The organism is Rathayibacter sp. AY2B3, assembly GCF_002931755.1.
GTDB lineage: Bacteria > Actinomycetota > Actinomycetes > Actinomycetales > Microbacteriaceae > Rathayibacter.
In genome coordinates this window covers 127105-144394 of the sequence record NZ_PSUG01000002.1, presented here as the reverse complement: position 1 = coordinate 144394, position 17290 = coordinate 127105, and the positions used below count along the sequence as shown (strand labels likewise).

Below are 17290 nucleotides of genomic sequence, written 5' to 3'. Positions count from 1 at the left end.
GCCGCGGAGCGGTACAGTGCCACGATGCGCACCTCCGGAACCCGCCGATGACGGCCGTCCGCTACGTCGCGATCGGCGATTCCTTCACCGAGGGGGTCGGCGACGAGCGGCCGGACGGCACCCCGCGAGGCTGGGCCGACCTCACGGCCGCGGGATGGGCGGCGGCCACGGGTGAGCGGATCGAGTACGCCAATCTCGCGATCCGGGGCCGGCTCATCGCGCCGATCCTCGCCGAGCAGCTCGAGCCCGCGCTCGCCCTGGGCCCGACCCACCTCTCCTTCAACGGAGGCGGCAACGACATGCTGCGCCCGCGGGCCGACATCGAGCGGATCGCCGACGCCTACCTCCGCGTCCTCGAGCGCTGCGACGAGCAGGGCGTCGTGCTGATCGCCCTGGCCGGCGCGGACCCGTCCCCCCGGCTCCCGCTCGGGTCGCTCATCCGCCGCCGCGGGGACGCGCTGACCGACGCCGTCCTGCGTCGGACGAGCCACCGGACCGACGTGGTGGTGGCCGACAACTGGCACGACCCGGCCTTCGCCGATCCGGCGCTGTGGTCGGAGGACCGCCTGCACCTCGGCCCGCGGGGGCACCGGCGGGTGGCCGACCGGGTCCTCCGGGCGCTCGGGCTCACGCCGCCCGCCGCGCTGCCGGACGCCCCCGAGACCGCACTCCGGCGCGGCGGAACGGTCCAGTACTACCGGCAGCACGTCGCGCCGTGGGTGCAGCGCAGGCTCACGGGCACGTCCTCCGGGGACGGCCGCGCTGCGAAGTACGCGGGCTTCGTGCCGATCGACCCGGCCTGACGCCTCCTCCGAGGAGCACGGCCCTCGTCCGTCGGGCCGGGATCCCCTTTGAGGCGCTCAGCGGCGATCTCTCGCGGCGGCTCGGCGGCGTCGAGCGCTCAGTGCCAGCCGTACCGCGCCGAGAGCACCCGGGCGACGGCGTCGTACCGGGGGCGCTCCAGGGCGGCGCCCTCCCGGCGCATCCCCGCGGGATGCACGCGGAACACGCGCTCCGGGTCGACCCAGCTGGGACGTCCGTCCGGGTCCCAGCCGCCGGTGCCGACGGCCAGGTAGTCGGAGTGCTCCTTCGAGCTCAGCCGCACGGCGAGCACCGTCCCCGACTTCTCGACCGCGAGCACGAGCACCGGGCGGTCCTTGCCGCGGCCGTCGTCCTCCTCGTAGGGCACCCAGGTCCAGACGACCTCGCCCGGGTCCGGGTCGCCGTCGGGCGTGGGCGCATAGCCCAGGCGGACGCCGCGGAGCCGCGACGGGTCGACCTCGACGGTGCGGCCCACTCCGCTCGCGCCCGGCGTCGGCGCCGTCGTGCTCAGGTACGGGCGCTGCGGGCGGGGCCCGGCGTCCGGCCGCGGGGCGACCGCGCGGCCGAGGAGTCGGAGGAGCAGGGACACGACCGAGCGCGAGGAGGGCACCCCGGAACCCTAGCCCGGATCAGGTCCCCGCCGCCCCGAGTGCCCGTGCCTCGCGGACGCGCCGACGGGGTGCCGGCTCCGGAGAGTCGGCACCCCGTCGGATGCTGCGAGGAGCGCGAGGTCAGTCCGCCAGGACGTAGCCCGCCTCGCCGTGGATGGCCGTGTCGATGCCGGCGATCTCGTCCTCGTTCTTCACGCGGAAGCCCATGGTCTTCTGGATGATCCAGCCGATGAGGAGCGTCATGACGAAGGAGTAGGCGAGGACGGTGAAGGCCGCGAGGGCCTGCTTGCCGAGCTGGCTCGCGTCGCCGGTGAGGAACAGGCCCACGCCGGTGCCGAAGAAGCCGATGTAGAGCGTTCCGATGAGGCCGCCGACGAGGTGCACGCCGACCACGTCGAGCGAGTCGTCGTAGCCGAGGCGGTACTTGAGGTCGATCGCCAGGGCGCAGACGGCACCGGTGATGACACCCAGGACGATCGCCCAGAACGGCGACAGGCTGGCGCAGGCCGGGGTGATCGCGACGAGGCCCGCGACCGCGCCCGAGGCGGCGCCGATGGAGGTGGGCTTGCCGTCCTTGATCTTCTCGACGACGAGCCAGCCGAGGATCGCGGCGGCCGGAGCGGCGATGGTGTTGAGGAAGGCGACGGCCGCGATGCCGTCGGCGGCGAGCTCGGAGCCGGCGTTGAAGCCGAACCAGCCGAACCAGAGCAGTCCGGCGCCCAGGAGCACGAACGGCGGGTTGTGCGGCTGGTGCGCGCCCTTCGTGAAGTTGACGCGCTTGCCGAGCACCAGGGCGAGGGCGAGGGCCGCCGCACCGGCGTTGATGTGCACCGCGGTGCCTCCGGCGAAGTCGATCGCTCCGACGTTGTAGGCGATCCAGCCGCCGTCGACGACGGTGGCGTCGTCGCCGAGGGTGAAGTTGAAGACCCACGAGGCGACCGGGAAGTAGACGACGGTGGCCCAGACGCCGGCGAAGACCATCCAGGCGCCGAACTTCGCGCGGTCCGCGATGGCGCCGGAGATGAGCGCGACGGTGATGATCGCGAACGTCGCCTGGAACGCGGCGAAGGCCAGCGTCGGGTAGGCCGACGTCTGCTCGCCGAGCGCGTCGTTGTAGATGCCCTGCAGGCCGATCTGAGCGGTGTCGATGCCGAGGACGCCGTCGATGCCGACGAAGGTGTCGGTGCCGGCGGGGCCGGACGGGCCGTTGCCGAACGCGATCGCGTAGCCGTACAGGACCCAGAGGACCCCGATGAGGCCCATGGCTCCGAAGCTGAGCATCATCATGCTGATGACGCTCTTCGCACGCACCAGGCCGCCATAGAAGAAGGCGAGCCCGGGGGTCATGAGCAGGACCAGCGCGGCTGCGATGAGCAGGAACGCGGTATTGCCTTGATCCATTGTTGAACCTCTCGTGAGTGTGCAGAGAAAAGCCCGGAGCGAGGACGCTGCGTCGGAGCACGGCCTGGAGACACGCGGGTGTCGGGTCACCTCGGGTAGCCGACAGTCTGGTGGCGCGAGGTTTCGTTCCGTGAGGCACCGCGTTTCGGGGAGGTTACGGCCGAGGCCCCTGTGTAAAAAGCGCGTTACGGCACGCTGGCGAACGGCACGACGACGACCCCGGGAACGCCGGGAGGAGAGCGGATCGGCTCCTCGGAGGATCGGCTCCTCGCAGGATCGGCTCCTAGGAGCGGGGCGCCATCGACGTGAGCGCGATCAGCCGCGACATCGAGCGCAGGTACTTCTTGCGGTAGCCGCCGCTCAGCATGTCGCCACCGAAGACCTCGTCCAGGGGCGTCCCGGAGGCGAGGACCGGGATCTGCGCGTCGTAGACCCGGTCGATGAAGGCCACGAGGCGCAGGGCGTCGGTCTGGTCGGTCAGAGCGGTGACGCCCCGGAGCACGATGGTGTCGACGCCGTCGATCACCTTGATGTACCGGGAGGGGTGCACGGTGCCCAGGTGGTGCACGGCGTCCGCGAACGGGTCGTCGGTGACGACGGAGCCGGCGGGGGCGGCCCCGACGAGGGCGTCGATCTCCTCGTCGCTGCGCACCACGGCGTGGCCCTCGATGTCGCGGCGCCGGTAGTCGGTGCCGTCGATCCGCATCGTCTCGAAGTGGGCGGCCATCGACTGGATCTCGCGGAGGAAGTCCGCTGCGGCGAAGCGCCCCTCGCCCAGCGCGTTGGGCGGGGTGTTCGAGGTCGCGGCGATGCGGGTCCCGGAGGCGACGAGCTCGCCGAGGAGCCTGGTCATCAGCATCGTGTCGCCCGGGTCGTCCAGCTCGAACTCGTCGATGCACAGGAGCGCCGAGCCCTTGAGGAGCGAGACGGTCGCCGCGTAGCCGAGGGCGCCGACGAGCGCGGTGTACTCGATGAACGTCCCGAAGTAGGTGCGGCCCGGCACCGCGTGCCAGATCGCCGCGAGCAGGTGGGTCTTGCCGACGCCGAAGCCGCCGTCGAGGTACACGCCCGGCTTGACCGCCGGGGCCTTCTTCCGGCCGAAGCCCAGGAAGCCGCCTCCGCCGCCCTTCGACCCGCCGCCGGCGGCGAACGCGCGGAGAGCCTCCACCGCGTCGGCCTGCGAGGGGTACTCCGGGTCGGGACGGTAGCTCTCGAAGGTGGCGCCCTCGAACTGGCGCGGGGGCACCAGCGTCGACGCGATCTCGTGCCCGCTGATCTGGGGCGAGCGGGCGGTCAGGCTGCTCGTCGATCGGACGTCGTCGGGGCTCACTCGCGTCTCGCATCCTGCACACGGCGGGGGCCTGTGCGCTCAGTGGCGGCGGCCGCACCGGGAACGGACCCGCCGCGGTTCTGTGTCGAACTCTTACGGCGCCCTCCGTGCGGCGTCGTCCGCGGACGCGTACTGTCGCTGAAGGGCGGGCTCCAGCGTAGCCCGCCGTGGAATCACGCCCGCGCTCCGCGCACCATCCTGGAGGTCCTCCTTGTCCGTCGAAACCGATCCGTCGCCGAAGTTCGCCTCCTACGCGCACCCCGAACGGCTCGTCAGCGCCGACTGGCTCGAGCAGCGCCTCGGCACTCCCGGTCTCGTCGTCGTCGAGTCCGACGAGGACGTCCTGCTCTACGAGACCGGCCACATCCCCGGCTCCGTCAAGATCGACTGGCACACCGACCTCAACGACCCGGTGCAGCGCGACTACATCGACGGCGCCGCGTTCGCCGCGCTGGTCGGCGGCAAGGGCATCGCCCGCGACACCACCGTCGTGATCTACGGAGACAAGAACAACTGGTGGGCCGCCTACGCGCTCTGGGTCTTCACCCTCTTCGGCCACGAGGACGTCCGTCTGCTCGACGGCGGCCGCGACAAGTGGCTCGCCGAGGGCCGCCCGACGACCACCGACGCCTCCTCCCCGGAGCCTGCCGCGTACCCGGTCGTCGAGCGCAGCGACGCCGAGATCCGCGCCTTCAAGGACGACGTCCTCGCGCACTTCGGCAACCCGCTGATCGACGTCCGCTCCCCGGAGGAGTTCACCGGGCAGCGCACGACCGCGCCGGCCTACCCGGAGGAGGGCGCCCTGCGCGCCGGTCACATCCCGAGCGCGCAGAACGTGCCCTGGGGCAAGGCCGCCGCCGAGGACGGCACCTTCCGCCCCCTCGACGAGCTGAACGGCGTCTACCGCGAGGGCGCGGGGCTGAAGGACGGCGACTCCGTCATCGCCTACTGCCGGATCGGCGAGCGCTCCGCCCACACCTGGTTCGTGCTGACCCACCTCCTCGGCTTCGAGGGCGTCCGCAACTACGACGGCTCCTGGACCGAGTGGGGCAGCGCCGTCCGCGTCCCGATCGTGCAGGGTGCCGAGGCCGGCGAGGCCCCCGCCGCCCGCTGACCGTCACGACGAAGGCCGAGAGCGCCGACAGGCCCCGAGAGGGCCCGGATCGGGGCTCTCGGCCTTCGTCGTGAGGGCCCTCCGACCGACTCCCGATGAGACACTGGAACCGATGACCGACACCACGCTCCCCGACGCTCTGCGCGACATCCGCGAGGAGTTCCTCGCCCTCGAGAAGCCGGAGCGCCTGCAGCTCCTGCTCGAGTTCTCGAACGAGCTCCCCGACCTGCCCGAGCGCTACCGCGACCACCCGGACCTCTTCGAGCGCGTGGAGGAGTGCCAGGCGCCCGTCTTCATCGTCGTCGACGTGGAGGGCGGGATCGTGCACCTGCACGCCACGGCTCCCCGCGAGGCGCCCACGACGCGCGGCTTCGCGTCGATCCTGGCGCAGGGCCTGGCCGGGCTCACCCCCGAGCAGGTGCTCGCCGTCCCCGACGACTTCCCGCAGACCATCGGCCTCTCGGAGGCGGTCTCGCCGCTGCGCCTGCGCGGCATGACCGCGCTGCTCGGCCGCACCAAGCGGCAGGTCCGCGCGCACCTGGCCGCATGATCCTCCGGCCGCTCGTCCCCCCCGGTCCGCCGATCGTGATCGGTGAGGACGGTGCGCGAGCGGCGGTCGCGGACGCCTGGCGCCCCGACGGGGCGGTGCGCGTGCGCCTGAACATGATCGCGAGCGTCACCGGCTCCAGCACCGGCTCCGACGGCACCAGCGAGACGCTCACCAACCGCGTCGACCGCACGATCCTCGGAGTGATCCGCGAGCAGGCCGACGTCGTCCTCGTCGGAGCCGCCAGCGTCCGCGCCGAGGGCTACCGCGTGCCCCGGCGGGTCCCGCTCGCCGTCGTCTCCGCCTCGGGCGATCTCGCCGGGCACCGCCTGGAGCTGCAGGAGGGCTCCCGGGTCCTGCTGCTGGTGCCGGAGTCGCGCGGCGCGGTGGAGGGGCTCCCCGCCGGCGTCGAGGTCGTCCGGATCCCGTCCTCCTCGGAGCGGATCGGCGTCGACGAGCTCCTGGACGCTCTCGCCGGGCTCGGCCTGCGTCGCGTCGTCTGCGAGGGCGGCGCCTCGCTCTCGGGCCAGTTCCTCGCCTCGGGCCGGGTGGACGAGCTGTGCCTCACCACCTCCCCGCGGGTCGTCCTCCCGGGCCTCCCGGTCGCGACGGGCACCGCTGTCGTCGACGACGCCTACGCCCTCACGCTGCTGGCCGCCGACGATTCCGGGGCCGTATACACCCGGTGGAGCCGCACGCGCTGAGAGCCGCCCACCCGGCGTGCCTCCGCGTCCCGGGCGCGTCGGAACCCTAGTCTGCGATCGTGCCCGAATTCCCAGCGTCGTCCCAGCTCCCCGAGGAGTTCCGGGTCGCGACGGAGTCGATCCGCGCCGCTGCCACGCGCGACGAGCTCACCGTGTCCGAGATCGCCTCGCCGTCGGGTCTCGCGCCCTGGGCCCTCGCCCTGTCGGGCGACGTCGCGCCGCACGCGCACGGACGCGACTCCGAGCTGGGCACGGGGCGCTTCATCCTGCTCTACGACCCCGAGGAGCCCGAGCAGTGGGGCGGCCCCTTCCGTGTCGTCTGCTTCGCGCAGGCTCCGCTCGAGGTCGAGATCGGCACCGATCCGTTCCTCGCCGAGGTCGCCTGGTCCTGGCTCATCGACGCCCTCGGGGCGCGGGGCGCCTCCTACTCGGCCGCGTCCGGCACGGCCACCAAGGTGCTCTCCACCGGCTTCGGCGAGCTGGCCGCTCAGGGGGACGGTGCGCAGATCGAGATCCGCGCCTCCTGGAGTCCCGATGATGCGGAGCTCGCCGCTCACGTGGAAGGGTGGGGGGAGCTGTTGTGCATGCTCGCGGGTCTCCCGCCCGTATCGAGCGACGGTGTGACCCCGCTCGCCTTCCGACGGAACAACCGTGACTGATTACCGTGTCCTCTCCACGCCCGACGAGTTCCTCGCCGCGGTCGACGCCCTCGCCGCCGGCGAGGGTCCCGTCGCCGTCGACGCCGAGCGCGCCTCCGGCTTCACCTACTCGCAGCGCGCCTACCTGATCCAGGTCTACCGGCGCGGCGCAGGCGCGTTCCTCTTCGATCCCCCCGCCATCGGCCGGATGGACGCCCTGCAGGCGGTCATCGGCCAGGAGGAGTGGATCCTCCACGCCGCCAGTCAGGATCTCGCCTGCCTGCGCGAGGTGGGCCTGGACCCGGTGCGGATCTTCGACACCGAGCTCGCCGCCCGGCTCCTCGGACTGCCCAAGGTGGGGCTCGGCGCCGTCGTCGAGGACCTCCTCGGCATCCACCTGGCCAAGGAGCACTCGGCCGCGGACTGGTCGACCCGCCCCCTCCCGCAGAGCTGGCTCGTCTACGCCGCGAAGGACGTGGAGCTCCTCGTCGACCTCCGCGACCGCATGGAGGAGATGCTCATCGCCGCGCGGAAGACGCGCATCGCCCGCGAGGAGTTCGAGGCGACGCTCGCGCGCGCTCCCAAGGCGGTCCCCCCGGACCCGTGGCGCCGCCTCTCCGGCATGCACTCGCTCCGCGGCCCGCGCCCCCTCGCCGTGGCGCGCGAGCTCTGGCTGGCCCGCGACGCGTTCGCCCGCGAGCGCGACATCGCACCCGGCCGGCTCATCCCCGACTCCTCGATCATCGCGGTCGCCCGCAACATCCCGACCAGCATCGGCCAGCTCTCGGGCCGCCGCGACTTCACCGGCCGCGCCAGCCGCGGCGAGGTCGAGCGCTGGTGGGCCGCGATCGAGCGCGGGACGACGACCGAGGACCTGCCGAGCCCGACCCGCCCGGCCGCCGACACGCTCCCTCCGCCACGCGCGTGGGGCGATCGCAACCCGGCCGCCGACGCTCGCCTGAAGGCGGGACGCGCCGTGGTCACCGAGATCGCCGAGCTGCTCTCGCTCCCGGTCGAGAACCTGCTCACGCCGGAGCTGCTGCGCCGGGTGGCCTGGAACCCACCCGAGCCGCTGACCGGTGACTCGGTCGCCGCCGAGCTCACCCGCGCCGGCGCCCGCGCCTGGCAGGTCGAGGCCACATCGGGCTCGATCGCCACCGCGTTTGTCGAAGCGGCCCAAGCGGCGGCCGAGGGCACCGAAACCCCTTCGTAGGAAGCGGCAAAGGATTCCGGCCGCGCGGTGCCGGTTCCTACGATCGACGGCGACCGTGAGTTCCTGGGAGGCATTGTGGCCGAGAGATCCGAAGTCGTGTTCGTCGACGGAGTCCGTACTCCGTTCGGGCGTGCCGGCGAGAAGGGCATGTACTGGCAGACCCGAGCCGACGACCTCGTCGTCAAGGCGATGATCGGTCTGCTGGAGCGCAACGGCGCGCTGCCGAAGGAGCGGGTGGACGAGGTGGCGATCGCCGCCACCACCCAGCAGGGCGACCAGGGCCTGACCCTCGGCCGCACGGCGGCGCTGCTCGCCGGGCTGCCGAAGTCGGTGCCCGGTTTCGCCGTCGACCGCATGTGCGCCGGAGCGATGACCTCGGTCACCGCGACCGCGGGCGGCATCGCGTTCGGCGCCTACGACGTTGTGCTCGCCGGCGGCGTGGAGCACATGGGCCGGCACCCGATGGGCTTCGGCGCCGATCCGAATCCGCGCTTCCTCTCCGAGCGCCTCGTCGGCGAGGACGCGCTCAACATGGGCCGCACGGCCGAGCGGATCCACGACCGGTTCCCGCACCTGACGAAGGAGCGCGCCGACCACTACGCCCTGCGGAGCCAGCAGAAGCTCGCCGCCGCGTACGCCGCCGGGGACATCCAGCCGGACCTCGTCCCCGTCGCCACGCGCAGCGCCGCGGGCTGGGGGCTCGCGACCGCCGATGAGGCGCCGCGCCCCGAGACGACCCTCGAGGGCCTCGCGGGCCTGCGCACCCCGTTCCGCCCCCACGGCCGGGTGACCGCGGGCAACTCCTCCGGTCTCAACGACGGAGCGACGGTGTCGCTCCTGGCCAGCGCCGAGGCCGCGCGGGAGCTGGGCCTGTCCGCGAAGATGCGGATGGTGAGCTTCGCGTACGCCGGCGTCGAGCCCGAGATCATGGGGCTCGGCCCGGTCCCCTCCACCGAGAAGGCCCTGCGCAAGGCGGGCCTGGGCATCGAGGACATCGGGCTCTTCGAGCTCAACGAGGCGTTCGCCGTGCAGGTGCTCTCCTTCCTCGACCACTTCGGCCTCGACGACGACGACCCGCGCGTCAACGAGTACGGCGGAGCGATCGCGATCGGGCACCCGCTCGCCTCCTCCGGGGTCCGGCTGATGATCCAGCTGGCTCGGCAGTTCGAGTCGCACCCCGAGGTGCGCTACGGAGTGACGGCCCTCTGCGTCGGCCTCGGCCAGGGCGGCACGGTGATCTGGGAGAACCCCCACTACGACGGCAAGCGCGGACGACGGAAGGGACGCTGACCCATGCTCGACGGATTCGAGAACCTCGTGGACCTCGCCGAGGGCGAGGTCGTCACCCACTCCTACGTCCGCGACGTGCCGCTGCCCAGCGGCCGCACGCTCGCCCTGATCACGCTCGACAACGACCGCGACCACACCCGCCCCAACACCTTCGGGCCGGCGTCGCTCTTCGAGCTGGCGGACGTCCTCCTGGCGCAGAAGGAACGCGCCTCGCGCGGCGAGATCCAGGCGGTCGGCATCACCGGCAAGCCGTTCATCCTGGCCGCGGGAGCGGACCTCAGCAAGGTCGGGGCCATCCCCAGCCGTGAGCTCGGCCGTCAGCTGGCGCGCCTGGGCCACCGCACGCTGGGGATGCTGGCCGAGCTGGGAGTGCCGTCGTTCGCCTTCATCAACGGCCTCGCCCTGGGCGGCGGCACCGAGATCGGCCTGAACGCCGACTACCGCACCGTCGACTCCTCCATCCCCGCGCTCGGGCTCCCCGAGGTCTTCCTCGGCATCATCCCCGGCTGGGGCGGCGCGTGGCTGCTGCCGAACCTGATCGGCATCGAGAACGCCCTCACGGTCGTCGTCGAGAACCCGCTGAAGAACAACCGCACCCTCAAGGGCCAGGAGGTGTTCGACCTCGGCATCGCCGACGCGATCTTCCCGCCCGCCGCCTTCCTCGAGGACTCCCTCCGCTGGGCCGACGGCGTGATCGGCGGCTCCGTGAAGGTGGAGCGGCCGAACGCGCCCGGCAAGCTGGAGCGGCTGGTCAAGTGGGACGTCGCGATCTCGATCGCGCGCAAGCAGCTGGAGTCGCGGATCGGCACGGTCGCGGCGTCGCCGTACAGAGCGCTGGATCTGCTCAAGGCCGCGAAGAACACCACCCGCGACGAGGGCTTCGCCGCCGAGGACGAGGCGCTGGCCGATCTGATCTCGGGCGATCAGTTCCGCGCGAGCATCTACGCGTTCGATCTGGTGCAGAAGCGGGCCAAGCGCCCCGCGGGAGCACCCGACAAGGTGCTGGCCAAGCCCGTCACCAAGGTCGGGGTCGTCGGCGCGGGCCTCATGGCCTCGCAGTTCGCGCTGCTCTTCCTCCGCCGACTCCAGGTGCCGGTGGTCATCACCGACCTCGACCAGGAGCGGGTCGACAAGGGCGTCGCGGGCATCCGCGCCGAGATCGACGCGCTGCTGGCGAAGGGACGCGTCTCCCCCGACGACGCGAACCGCCTCCGCGCGCTGATCACCGGCACGACCGACCGCTCCGACTTCGCCGACGCCGACTGGGTGATCGAGGCCGTCTTCGAGGAGCTGTCGGTGAAGCAGGAGGTGTTCGCCGACATCGAGCGCTACGTCTCGCCCACAGCGGTCCTCGCGACCAACACCTCGTCGCTCTCGGTCGAGCGCATCGGCGAGCGGCTGCAGCACCCGGAGCGCCTCGTGGGGTTCCACTTCTTCAACCCGGTCGCCGTCATGCCGCTGATCGAGGTGGTCCGGACGCCGCACACCGACGACGAGACGCTCTCGACCGCGATGGTCACCGCCGCGAAGCTCAGGAAGAACGCCGTCATCACGCGCGACACCCCGGGCTTCGTGGTGAACCGCGTGCTGGCGAAGGTCCTGGGCGAGGCGATGCACGCGGTCGACACGGGCACTCCCTTCGAGGTCGTCGAGCAGTCGCTGGCTCCGTTCGGCCTGCCGATGACCCCGTTAGAGCTGCTCGAGCTGGTGGGCCTCAAGGTCGGCGCGCACGTGCTCGACACCCACCACGCCGCGTTCCCGGACCGCTTCTTCGACAGCCCCAACCTGCACCGCCTCGCCGAGCTCGGCCACGTCTTCGAGCGCGACGCGAAGGGGCGGGTGAAGGGCGTCGACAAGCGCGCGGTCGCCATCGTCGCCGGCGGCACGGACCCGATGACGGCCGAGCAGCTGCGGCTGCGCGTCGAGACGGGTCTCGCGGACGAGGTCAAGCGGATGCTGGACGACGACGTCGTGCACGCCGCCGAGGACATCGACCTCTGCCTGATCCTCGGCGCGGGCTATCCGTTCCAGATGGGCGGGCTCACGCCCTACCTCGACCGCGTCGGTGCGAGCGAGCGGGCGTTCGGGGACACGTTCCACCACCCCGCGATCCGCGGCGTCGACTGACGCGGAGGGGGGACGCCGACTCGCAGTCCGCGTCCCCCTCTCCGCATCCGCCCCTGTCGCCGCCCGCCCGCTCGTGCCGCCCCCTCGATCTGCAGGGGTCCGTTCCGTCTGCAGGGACACGTGCGATCTGCAGGCGAACGTGCCGTGTGCAGGCCGCCGTGCGATCTGCAGGCGAACGTTCGGTATGCAGGGGATCGACCCTGTAGCGATCGGTTCGCGCGGCAGAAGCGCCGTTGCGGCCCGGAACGCCTGCAGATCGCACCTGCACACGAGACGGCCGCCTGCAAACGGCACAGACCCCTGCAGACGGCACAGACTCGAGCAGACGAGACGGTCCCCTGCAGACGGCACGGTCCCCTGCAGACGGCACGGTCCCTTGCGGACGGGACCAATCCCCTGCGGGCGGCACAAACCCCTGCAGACCGCACACGCGCCTTCAGAGGACACCCGGGACTGCAGACCGCTCGCGACCGGCCGCCTCAGCGTCCGCCCTCAGCGCGCGCGCCCGGCGACCGGGCCCGGTCCACCCGCCGCCCGCGCACCGACCGCGGCCGATCAGTCGCTGCGGGCGTCGTCCCGGGCCTCGACCTCGTCCTGGAGCGGACGGGCGACCGGGATCTTGCTGCCCAGCACCTGCGCGACCACGTCGCGGGCGATGTGCTGGGGAGTGAGCCCGACGTCCTCGAGGATCTCCTCGCGCTTGGCGTGGTCGAGGAACTGATCGGGCAGCCCGAGCTCGGTCACCGCGGTGTCCACGCCGGCCTCGCGCAGGTCCTGGCGGATGCGCGTGCCGATCCCGCCCACGCGCACCCCGTCCTCGATCGAGACGACGATGCGGTGCTCGCGGGCGAGCTCGATGATGCTGGTGGGCACGGGCACGACCCAGCGGGGGTCGACGACGGTGGCGCCGATGCCCTGCGCCGCGAGCCGCTGGGCGACCTCGAGGCCCATCGCGGCCATCGGCCCGACCGTGACGAGGAGCACGTCCTTGCGCTCGGCGCGGGCGAGCACGTCGACCCCGTCGCCGAGGCGCTCGACGGCGTCGATCTCGTCGCCGACGCTCCCCTTCGAGAAGCGCACCACGGTCGGCGCGTCGGTGACGCCGACGGCCTCGCGCAGCTCCTCGCGCAGGCGCACGGAGTCCCGCGGAGCGGCGAGGCGGATGTTCGGGACGACCTGGAGGATCGCCAGATCCCACATGCCGTGGTGGCTCGGACCGTCGGGCCCGGTGACTCCGGCGCGGTCCAGCACGAAGGTGACGCCCGCGCGGTGCAGCGCGACGTCCATGAGCACCTGGTCGAAGGCGCGGTTCACGAAGGTGGCGTACAGCGCGACGACCGGATGCAGCCCGCCGAAGGCGAGACCGGCGGCCGAGGTCACGGCGTGCTGCTCCGCGATGCCGACGTCGAAGACGCGCTCCGGGTACTTCTCGGCGAGGCGGTCGAGACCGACGGGCCGGAGCATCGCGGCCGTGATGCCGACGATGGTCGGGTCCTCGTCGGCCAGGGTGACGATCTCCTCGGCGAACACCGACGTCCACGAGCGGGCACCGGCCGCGCTCAGCGGCTCGCCGGTCTCGGGGTCGATCTGCCCGACGGCGTGGAACTGGTCGGCGAGGTCGTGCACGGCCGGGCCGAAGCCCTTGCCCTTCTGGGTGATCGCGTGGACGATGACCGGCGTGCCGTAGTCCTTCGCCTGCTGGAGTGCCTCCTCCATCGCGGTGAGATCGTGCCCGTCGATCGGACCCAGGTACTTGATGTCGAGATTGGAGTAGAGCGCCTCGTTGTTGATGAAGCGGCTGAGGAAGCCGTGGAGACCGCCGCGGACCCCGCGGTAGACGGCGGCGGCGGGGCCGCCCAGCCGCTCGGAGACGGCCCGGGAGCCGCGGTGCATCGTGCGGTAGGTCGGCCGCGTGCGGACGCCGTTGAGGAAGCGGGCCATGCCGCCGATGGTCGGGGCGTAGGAGCGCCCGTTGTCGTTGACCACGATGACCAGGCCGCGGGAGTTGTCGTCGCTGATGTTGTTCAGCGCCTCCCAGGTCATGCCGCCGGTGAGTGCGCCGTCGCCCACGACCGCGACGACGTGGCGGTCGGTCTGGCCGGTCATCGTGAAGGCGCGGGAGATGCCGTCCGCCCAGGACAGCGAGCTGGAGGCGTGCGAGCTCTCGACGATGTCGTGCGGCGACTCCCGCCGCTGCGGATAGCCGGCGAGGCCGCCGCGCTGCCGGAGCTTCGAGAAGTCCTGGCGGCCGGTGAGCAGCTTGTGGACGTAGGACTGGTGGCCGGTGTCGAACACGATCGCGTCGTGCGGCGAGTCGAAGACCCGGTGGATCGCGATGGTCGTCTCGACGACGCCGAGGTTCGGGCCCAGGTGGCCGCCGGTCTTCGAGACCTCGCGCACGAGGAAGTCGCGGATCTCCTGCGCCAGGGTCTCGAGCTCGGCCGCGGTCAGGCGATCGAGATCGCGAGGACCGCCGATGGTCTCGAGAACAGCCATGCGCGCCGCCTTCCGGGGTCGTGAGCGAGGTGAGGACGTCTTCCGAGTCTACGCACGGGGCCCCCGGGAACGCGTGTGCGCCTCCCCGGAGGGAAGGCGCACACGTTCTGCGGCCGATCTAGACGAGCGAGCGCAGCACGTACTGCAGGATGCCGCCGTTGCGGTAGTAGTCCGCCTCACCGGGGGTGTCGATGCGGACGACCGCGTCGAACTCGACGGTCTGCCTGCCCTCGGCCGAGTGCTCGGTCGGCTCCGCGACGACGTGCACCGTCTTGGGGGTCACGCCCTCGTTCAGCTCCTCGATGCCCGAGATGCTGATCGACTCGGTGCCGTCCAGGCCCAGCGACTCCCAGCTCTCGCCCGCGGGGAACTGCAGCGGGACGACGCCCATGCCGATGAGGTTCGAGCGGTGGATCCGCTCGAAGCTCTCGACGATGACCGCCTTGACGCCCAGCAGGCTCGTGCCCTTGGCCGCCCAGTCGCGCGACGAGCCGGAGCCGTACTCCTTGCCGCCCAGGATGACGAGCGGGGTGCCCTCGGCCTGGTAGTTCTGCGACGCGTCGTAGATGAAGGACTGCGGGGCGTCCGGCTGCGTGAAGTCGCGGGTGTAGCCGCCCTCCACGCCGTCGAGCAGCTGGTTGCGCAGGCGGATGTTCGCGAACGTGCCGCGGATCATCACCTCGTGGTTGCCGCGGCGCGAGCCGTAGGAGTTGTAGTCCTTGCGGTCGATGCCGTGCTCGTCGAGGTAGCGGCCGGCGGGGCTGTCGGCCTTGATCGAGCCGGCGGGGCTGATGTGGTCGGTCGTGACGGAGTCGCCGAGCTTGGCGAGCACGCGCGCACCGGCGATGTCGGTGACCGGGGTCGTCTCCATCGTCATGCCGTCGAAGTACGGGGGCTTCCGCACGTAGGTCGACGACTCGTCCCACTCGAAGATCGAGCCCTCGGGGGTCTGCAGCGCGCGCCAGCGCTCGTCGCCGTCGAACACGCCCGCGTACTGCGTGTCGAACATCGACTTGTCGATCGACGAGTCGATCGTCGCCTGCACCTCGGCCGCGTCGGGCCAGATGTCCTTGAGGAACACGTCGTTGCCGTCGGAGTCGGTGCCGAGCGCGTCGACCTCGAAGTCGAAGTTCATCGAGCCGGCGAGCGCGTAGGCGATGACGAGCGGGGGGCTCGCCAGGTAGTTCATCTTCACGTCCGGGTTGATGCGGCCCTCGAAGTTGCGGTTGCCCGAGAGCACGGCGGTCACGGCGAGGTCGTTGTCCTGCACCGCGGCCGAAATCTCCTCGAGCAGCGGGCCGGAGTTGCCGATGCAGGTCGTGCAGCCGTAGCCGACGGTGTAGAAGCCCAGCGCCTCGAGCGACTCGGTCAGGCCGGCCTTCTCGTAGTAGTCGGTGACGACCTTCGACCCGGGCGCCAGCGTGGTCTTGACCCACGGCTTGGCCTTCAGGCCCTTCTGCGCCGCGTTGCGGGCCAGCAGGCCGGCAGCGAGCATGACGGAGGGGTTCGACGTGTTGGTGCACGAGGTGATCGCCGCGATCGCGACGGCGCCGTGGTCGATGGTGAAGGTCCCGCCCTCGCCGAGCTCGACCGTGGTCGGCTTGGAGGCGGTCGACGGCGCGTGCGAGCGGTGGGTGTGCTCGTGGCTGCTGTGCTCGTCCTGCGGCTGCAGCTCTCCGGGGTCGGAGGCGGGGAACGACTCCGCGATGGTCAGGTCGACGATGTCGTGCGAGACGTCCGCGTAGTTGGTCAGGTCCGACTCGAACTGCGTCTTGGCGGACGAGAGCTCGATCCGGTCCTGCGGGCGCTTCGGGCCGGCGATCGAGGGGACGACCGTGCCGAGGTCGAGCTCGAGGTACTCGCTGAAGACCGGCTCGACCGCGGGGTCGTGCCAGAGCTTCTGCAGCTTGGAGTACTGCTCGACGAGGGCGATCTGCTCGTCGCTGCGGCCGGTGAGGCGCAGGTAGTCGAGAGTCACGTCGTCGATGGGGAACATCGCGGCGGTGGAGCCGAACTCGGGGCTCATGTTGCCGATGGTGGCGCGGTTCGCGAGCGGCACCGCGGCGACGCCGGCCCCGTAGAACTCGACGAACTTGCCGACCACGCCGTGCTTGCGCAGCATCTGCGTGATGGTGAGCACGACGTCCGTCGCGGTCACGCCGGTCGGGATCGAGCCGGTGAGCTTGAAGCCGACGACCTTCGGGATGAGCATCGAGACGGGCTGGCCGAGCATCGCGGCCTCGGCCTCGATGCCGCCGACGCCCCAGCCGAGCACGCCGAGGCCGTTGACCATCGTCGTGTGCGAGTCGGTGCCGACGCAGGTGTCGGGGTAGGCGCGCAGCGCGCCGCCCACCTCGCGGGTCATGGTGACGCGGGCCAGGTACTCGATGTTGACCTGGTGCACGATGCCGGTTCCGGGCGGGACGACCTTGAAGTCGTCGAAGGCGGTCTGGCCCCAGCGGAGGAACTGGTACCGCTCGCCGTTGCGCTCGTACTCGAGCTCGACGTTGCGCTCGAGCGCGTCCTCGGTGCCGAAGAGGTCGGCGATGACGGAGTGGTCGATGACCATCTCGGCGGGCGCGAGCGGGTTGATCCGGTTCGCGTCGCCGCCCAGGGCCGCGACGGCCTCGCGCATGGTGGCGAGGTCGACGATGCAGGGCACGCCGGTGAAGTCCTGCATGACCACGCGGGCCGGCGTGAACTGGATCTCGGTGTCGGGCTCCGACTCCGGGACCCACTCGCCGAGGGCGCGGATGTGGTCGGCGGTGATGTTCGCGCCGTCCTCCGTGCGGAGGAGGTTCTCGAGCAGCACCTTGAGGCTGAACGGGAGCTTCTCGTGACCGGGGACCCGGTCGATGCGGAACACCTCGTAGTCGGTCGAGCCGACCTTCAAGGTGTCTTTCGATCCAAAGCTGTCTACCGCGGACACGTCGCCCTCTCCTTCGCTGACTGCAGCGTCCGCCGACGGGCGGAGCCGCTCTCCGTCCTCATCTTGAC

Annotated in this window: 13 protein-coding genes; 8 read left to right on the top strand and 5 right to left on the bottom strand. The window is 71.7% G+C overall.

Features of this window, described 5'->3' with window-relative positions:
- Nucleotides 1–47: 47 nt before the first annotated feature.
- Nucleotides 48–803 carry an SGNH/GDSL hydrolase family protein gene (locus C5C24_RS01940; protein WP_104304159.1) on the top strand — a complete coding sequence of 252 codons (756 nt, stop codon included), beginning with the start codon at nucleotides 48–50 and terminating at the stop codon, nucleotides 801–803.
- A gap of 98 nt (nucleotides 804–901) precedes the next feature.
- Here the strand turns inward: C5C24_RS01940 and C5C24_RS01935 are convergent, their stop codons facing one another.
- The 3 genes from C5C24_RS01935 to zapE form a co-directional block, all read right to left on the bottom strand.
- On the bottom strand, nucleotides 902–1432 hold the full coding sequence (locus tag C5C24_RS01935; RefSeq protein WP_219812807.1) for a type II toxin-antitoxin system PemK/MazF family toxin: 531 nt from the start codon (nucleotides 1430–1432) through the stop codon (nucleotides 902–904).
- A gap of 121 nt (nucleotides 1433–1553) precedes the next feature.
- Nucleotides 1554–2834 (bottom strand): ammonium transporter, encoded by a 1281-nt coding sequence (locus C5C24_RS01930; protein ID WP_104275668.1) that lies wholly within the window; start codon nucleotides 2832–2834, stop codon nucleotides 1554–1556.
- A gap of 283 nt (nucleotides 2835–3117) precedes the next feature.
- Nucleotides 3118–4164, bottom strand: coding sequence for a cell division protein ZapE (gene zapE / locus C5C24_RS01925; protein WP_104304158.1), 1047 nt, complete (start codon nucleotides 4162–4164; stop codon nucleotides 3118–3120).
- 211 nt (nucleotides 4165–4375) lie between these two features.
- Here zapE and C5C24_RS01920 point away from each other — a divergent pair, with 211 nt between their 5' ends.
- From C5C24_RS01920 to C5C24_RS01890, 7 genes are all read left to right on the top strand, one after another.
- Complete coding sequence (locus C5C24_RS01920; RefSeq protein WP_104304157.1) at nucleotides 4376–5278, top strand: sulfurtransferase; 903 nt, start codon at nucleotides 4376–4378, stop codon at nucleotides 5276–5278.
- A gap of 112 nt (nucleotides 5279–5390) precedes the next feature.
- Entirely contained in the window at nucleotides 5391–5828 is a 438-nt protein-coding gene (locus C5C24_RS01915; protein WP_104222086.1) for a SufE family protein, read from the top strand.
- A complete protein-coding gene (locus C5C24_RS01910; protein WP_104275671.1) occupies nucleotides 5825–6529 on the top strand; it encodes a dihydrofolate reductase family protein in 705 nt (234 codons plus the stop codon). Before C5C24_RS01915 ends, C5C24_RS01910 begins: the two co-directional genes overlap by 4 nt.
- 59 nt (nucleotides 6530–6588) lie before the next feature.
- Nucleotides 6589–7188: a DUF3000 domain-containing protein gene (locus tag C5C24_RS01905; protein ID WP_104280576.1), complete on the top strand. Its 600-nt coding sequence runs from the start codon at nucleotides 6589–6591 to the stop codon at nucleotides 7186–7188.
- Complete coding sequence (locus C5C24_RS01900) at nucleotides 7181–8380, top strand: ribonuclease D (protein ID WP_104304156.1); 1200 nt, start codon at nucleotides 7181–7183, stop codon at nucleotides 8378–8380. The genes C5C24_RS01905 and C5C24_RS01900 overlap by 8 nt, the downstream gene beginning before the upstream one ends.
- A gap of 75 nt (nucleotides 8381–8455) precedes the next feature.
- Nucleotides 8456–9670, top strand: coding sequence for a thiolase family protein (locus tag C5C24_RS01895; protein ID WP_104275674.1), 1215 nt, complete (start codon nucleotides 8456–8458; stop codon nucleotides 9668–9670).
- A 3-nt stretch (nucleotides 9671–9673) separates the two neighbouring features.
- Nucleotides 9674–11797, top strand: coding sequence for a 3-hydroxyacyl-CoA dehydrogenase NAD-binding domain-containing protein (locus C5C24_RS01890; protein WP_104304155.1), 2124 nt, complete (start codon nucleotides 9674–9676; stop codon nucleotides 11795–11797).
- Nucleotides 11798–12352: 555 nt separating this feature from the next.
- On the opposite strand, the gene dxs is transcribed toward C5C24_RS01890, so the two are convergent.
- On the bottom strand, nucleotides 12353–14293 hold the full coding sequence (gene dxs / locus C5C24_RS01885; RefSeq protein ID WP_104304154.1) for a 1-deoxy-D-xylulose-5-phosphate synthase: 1941 nt from the start codon (nucleotides 14291–14293) through the stop codon (nucleotides 12353–12355).
- Nucleotides 14294–14411: 118 nt separating this feature from the next.
- On the bottom strand, nucleotides 14412–17222 hold the full coding sequence (gene acnA, locus C5C24_RS01880; RefSeq protein ID WP_104275677.1) for an aconitate hydratase AcnA: 2811 nt from the start codon (nucleotides 17220–17222) through the stop codon (nucleotides 14412–14414).
- Between the last annotated feature and the right edge of the window lie 68 nt (nucleotides 17223–17290).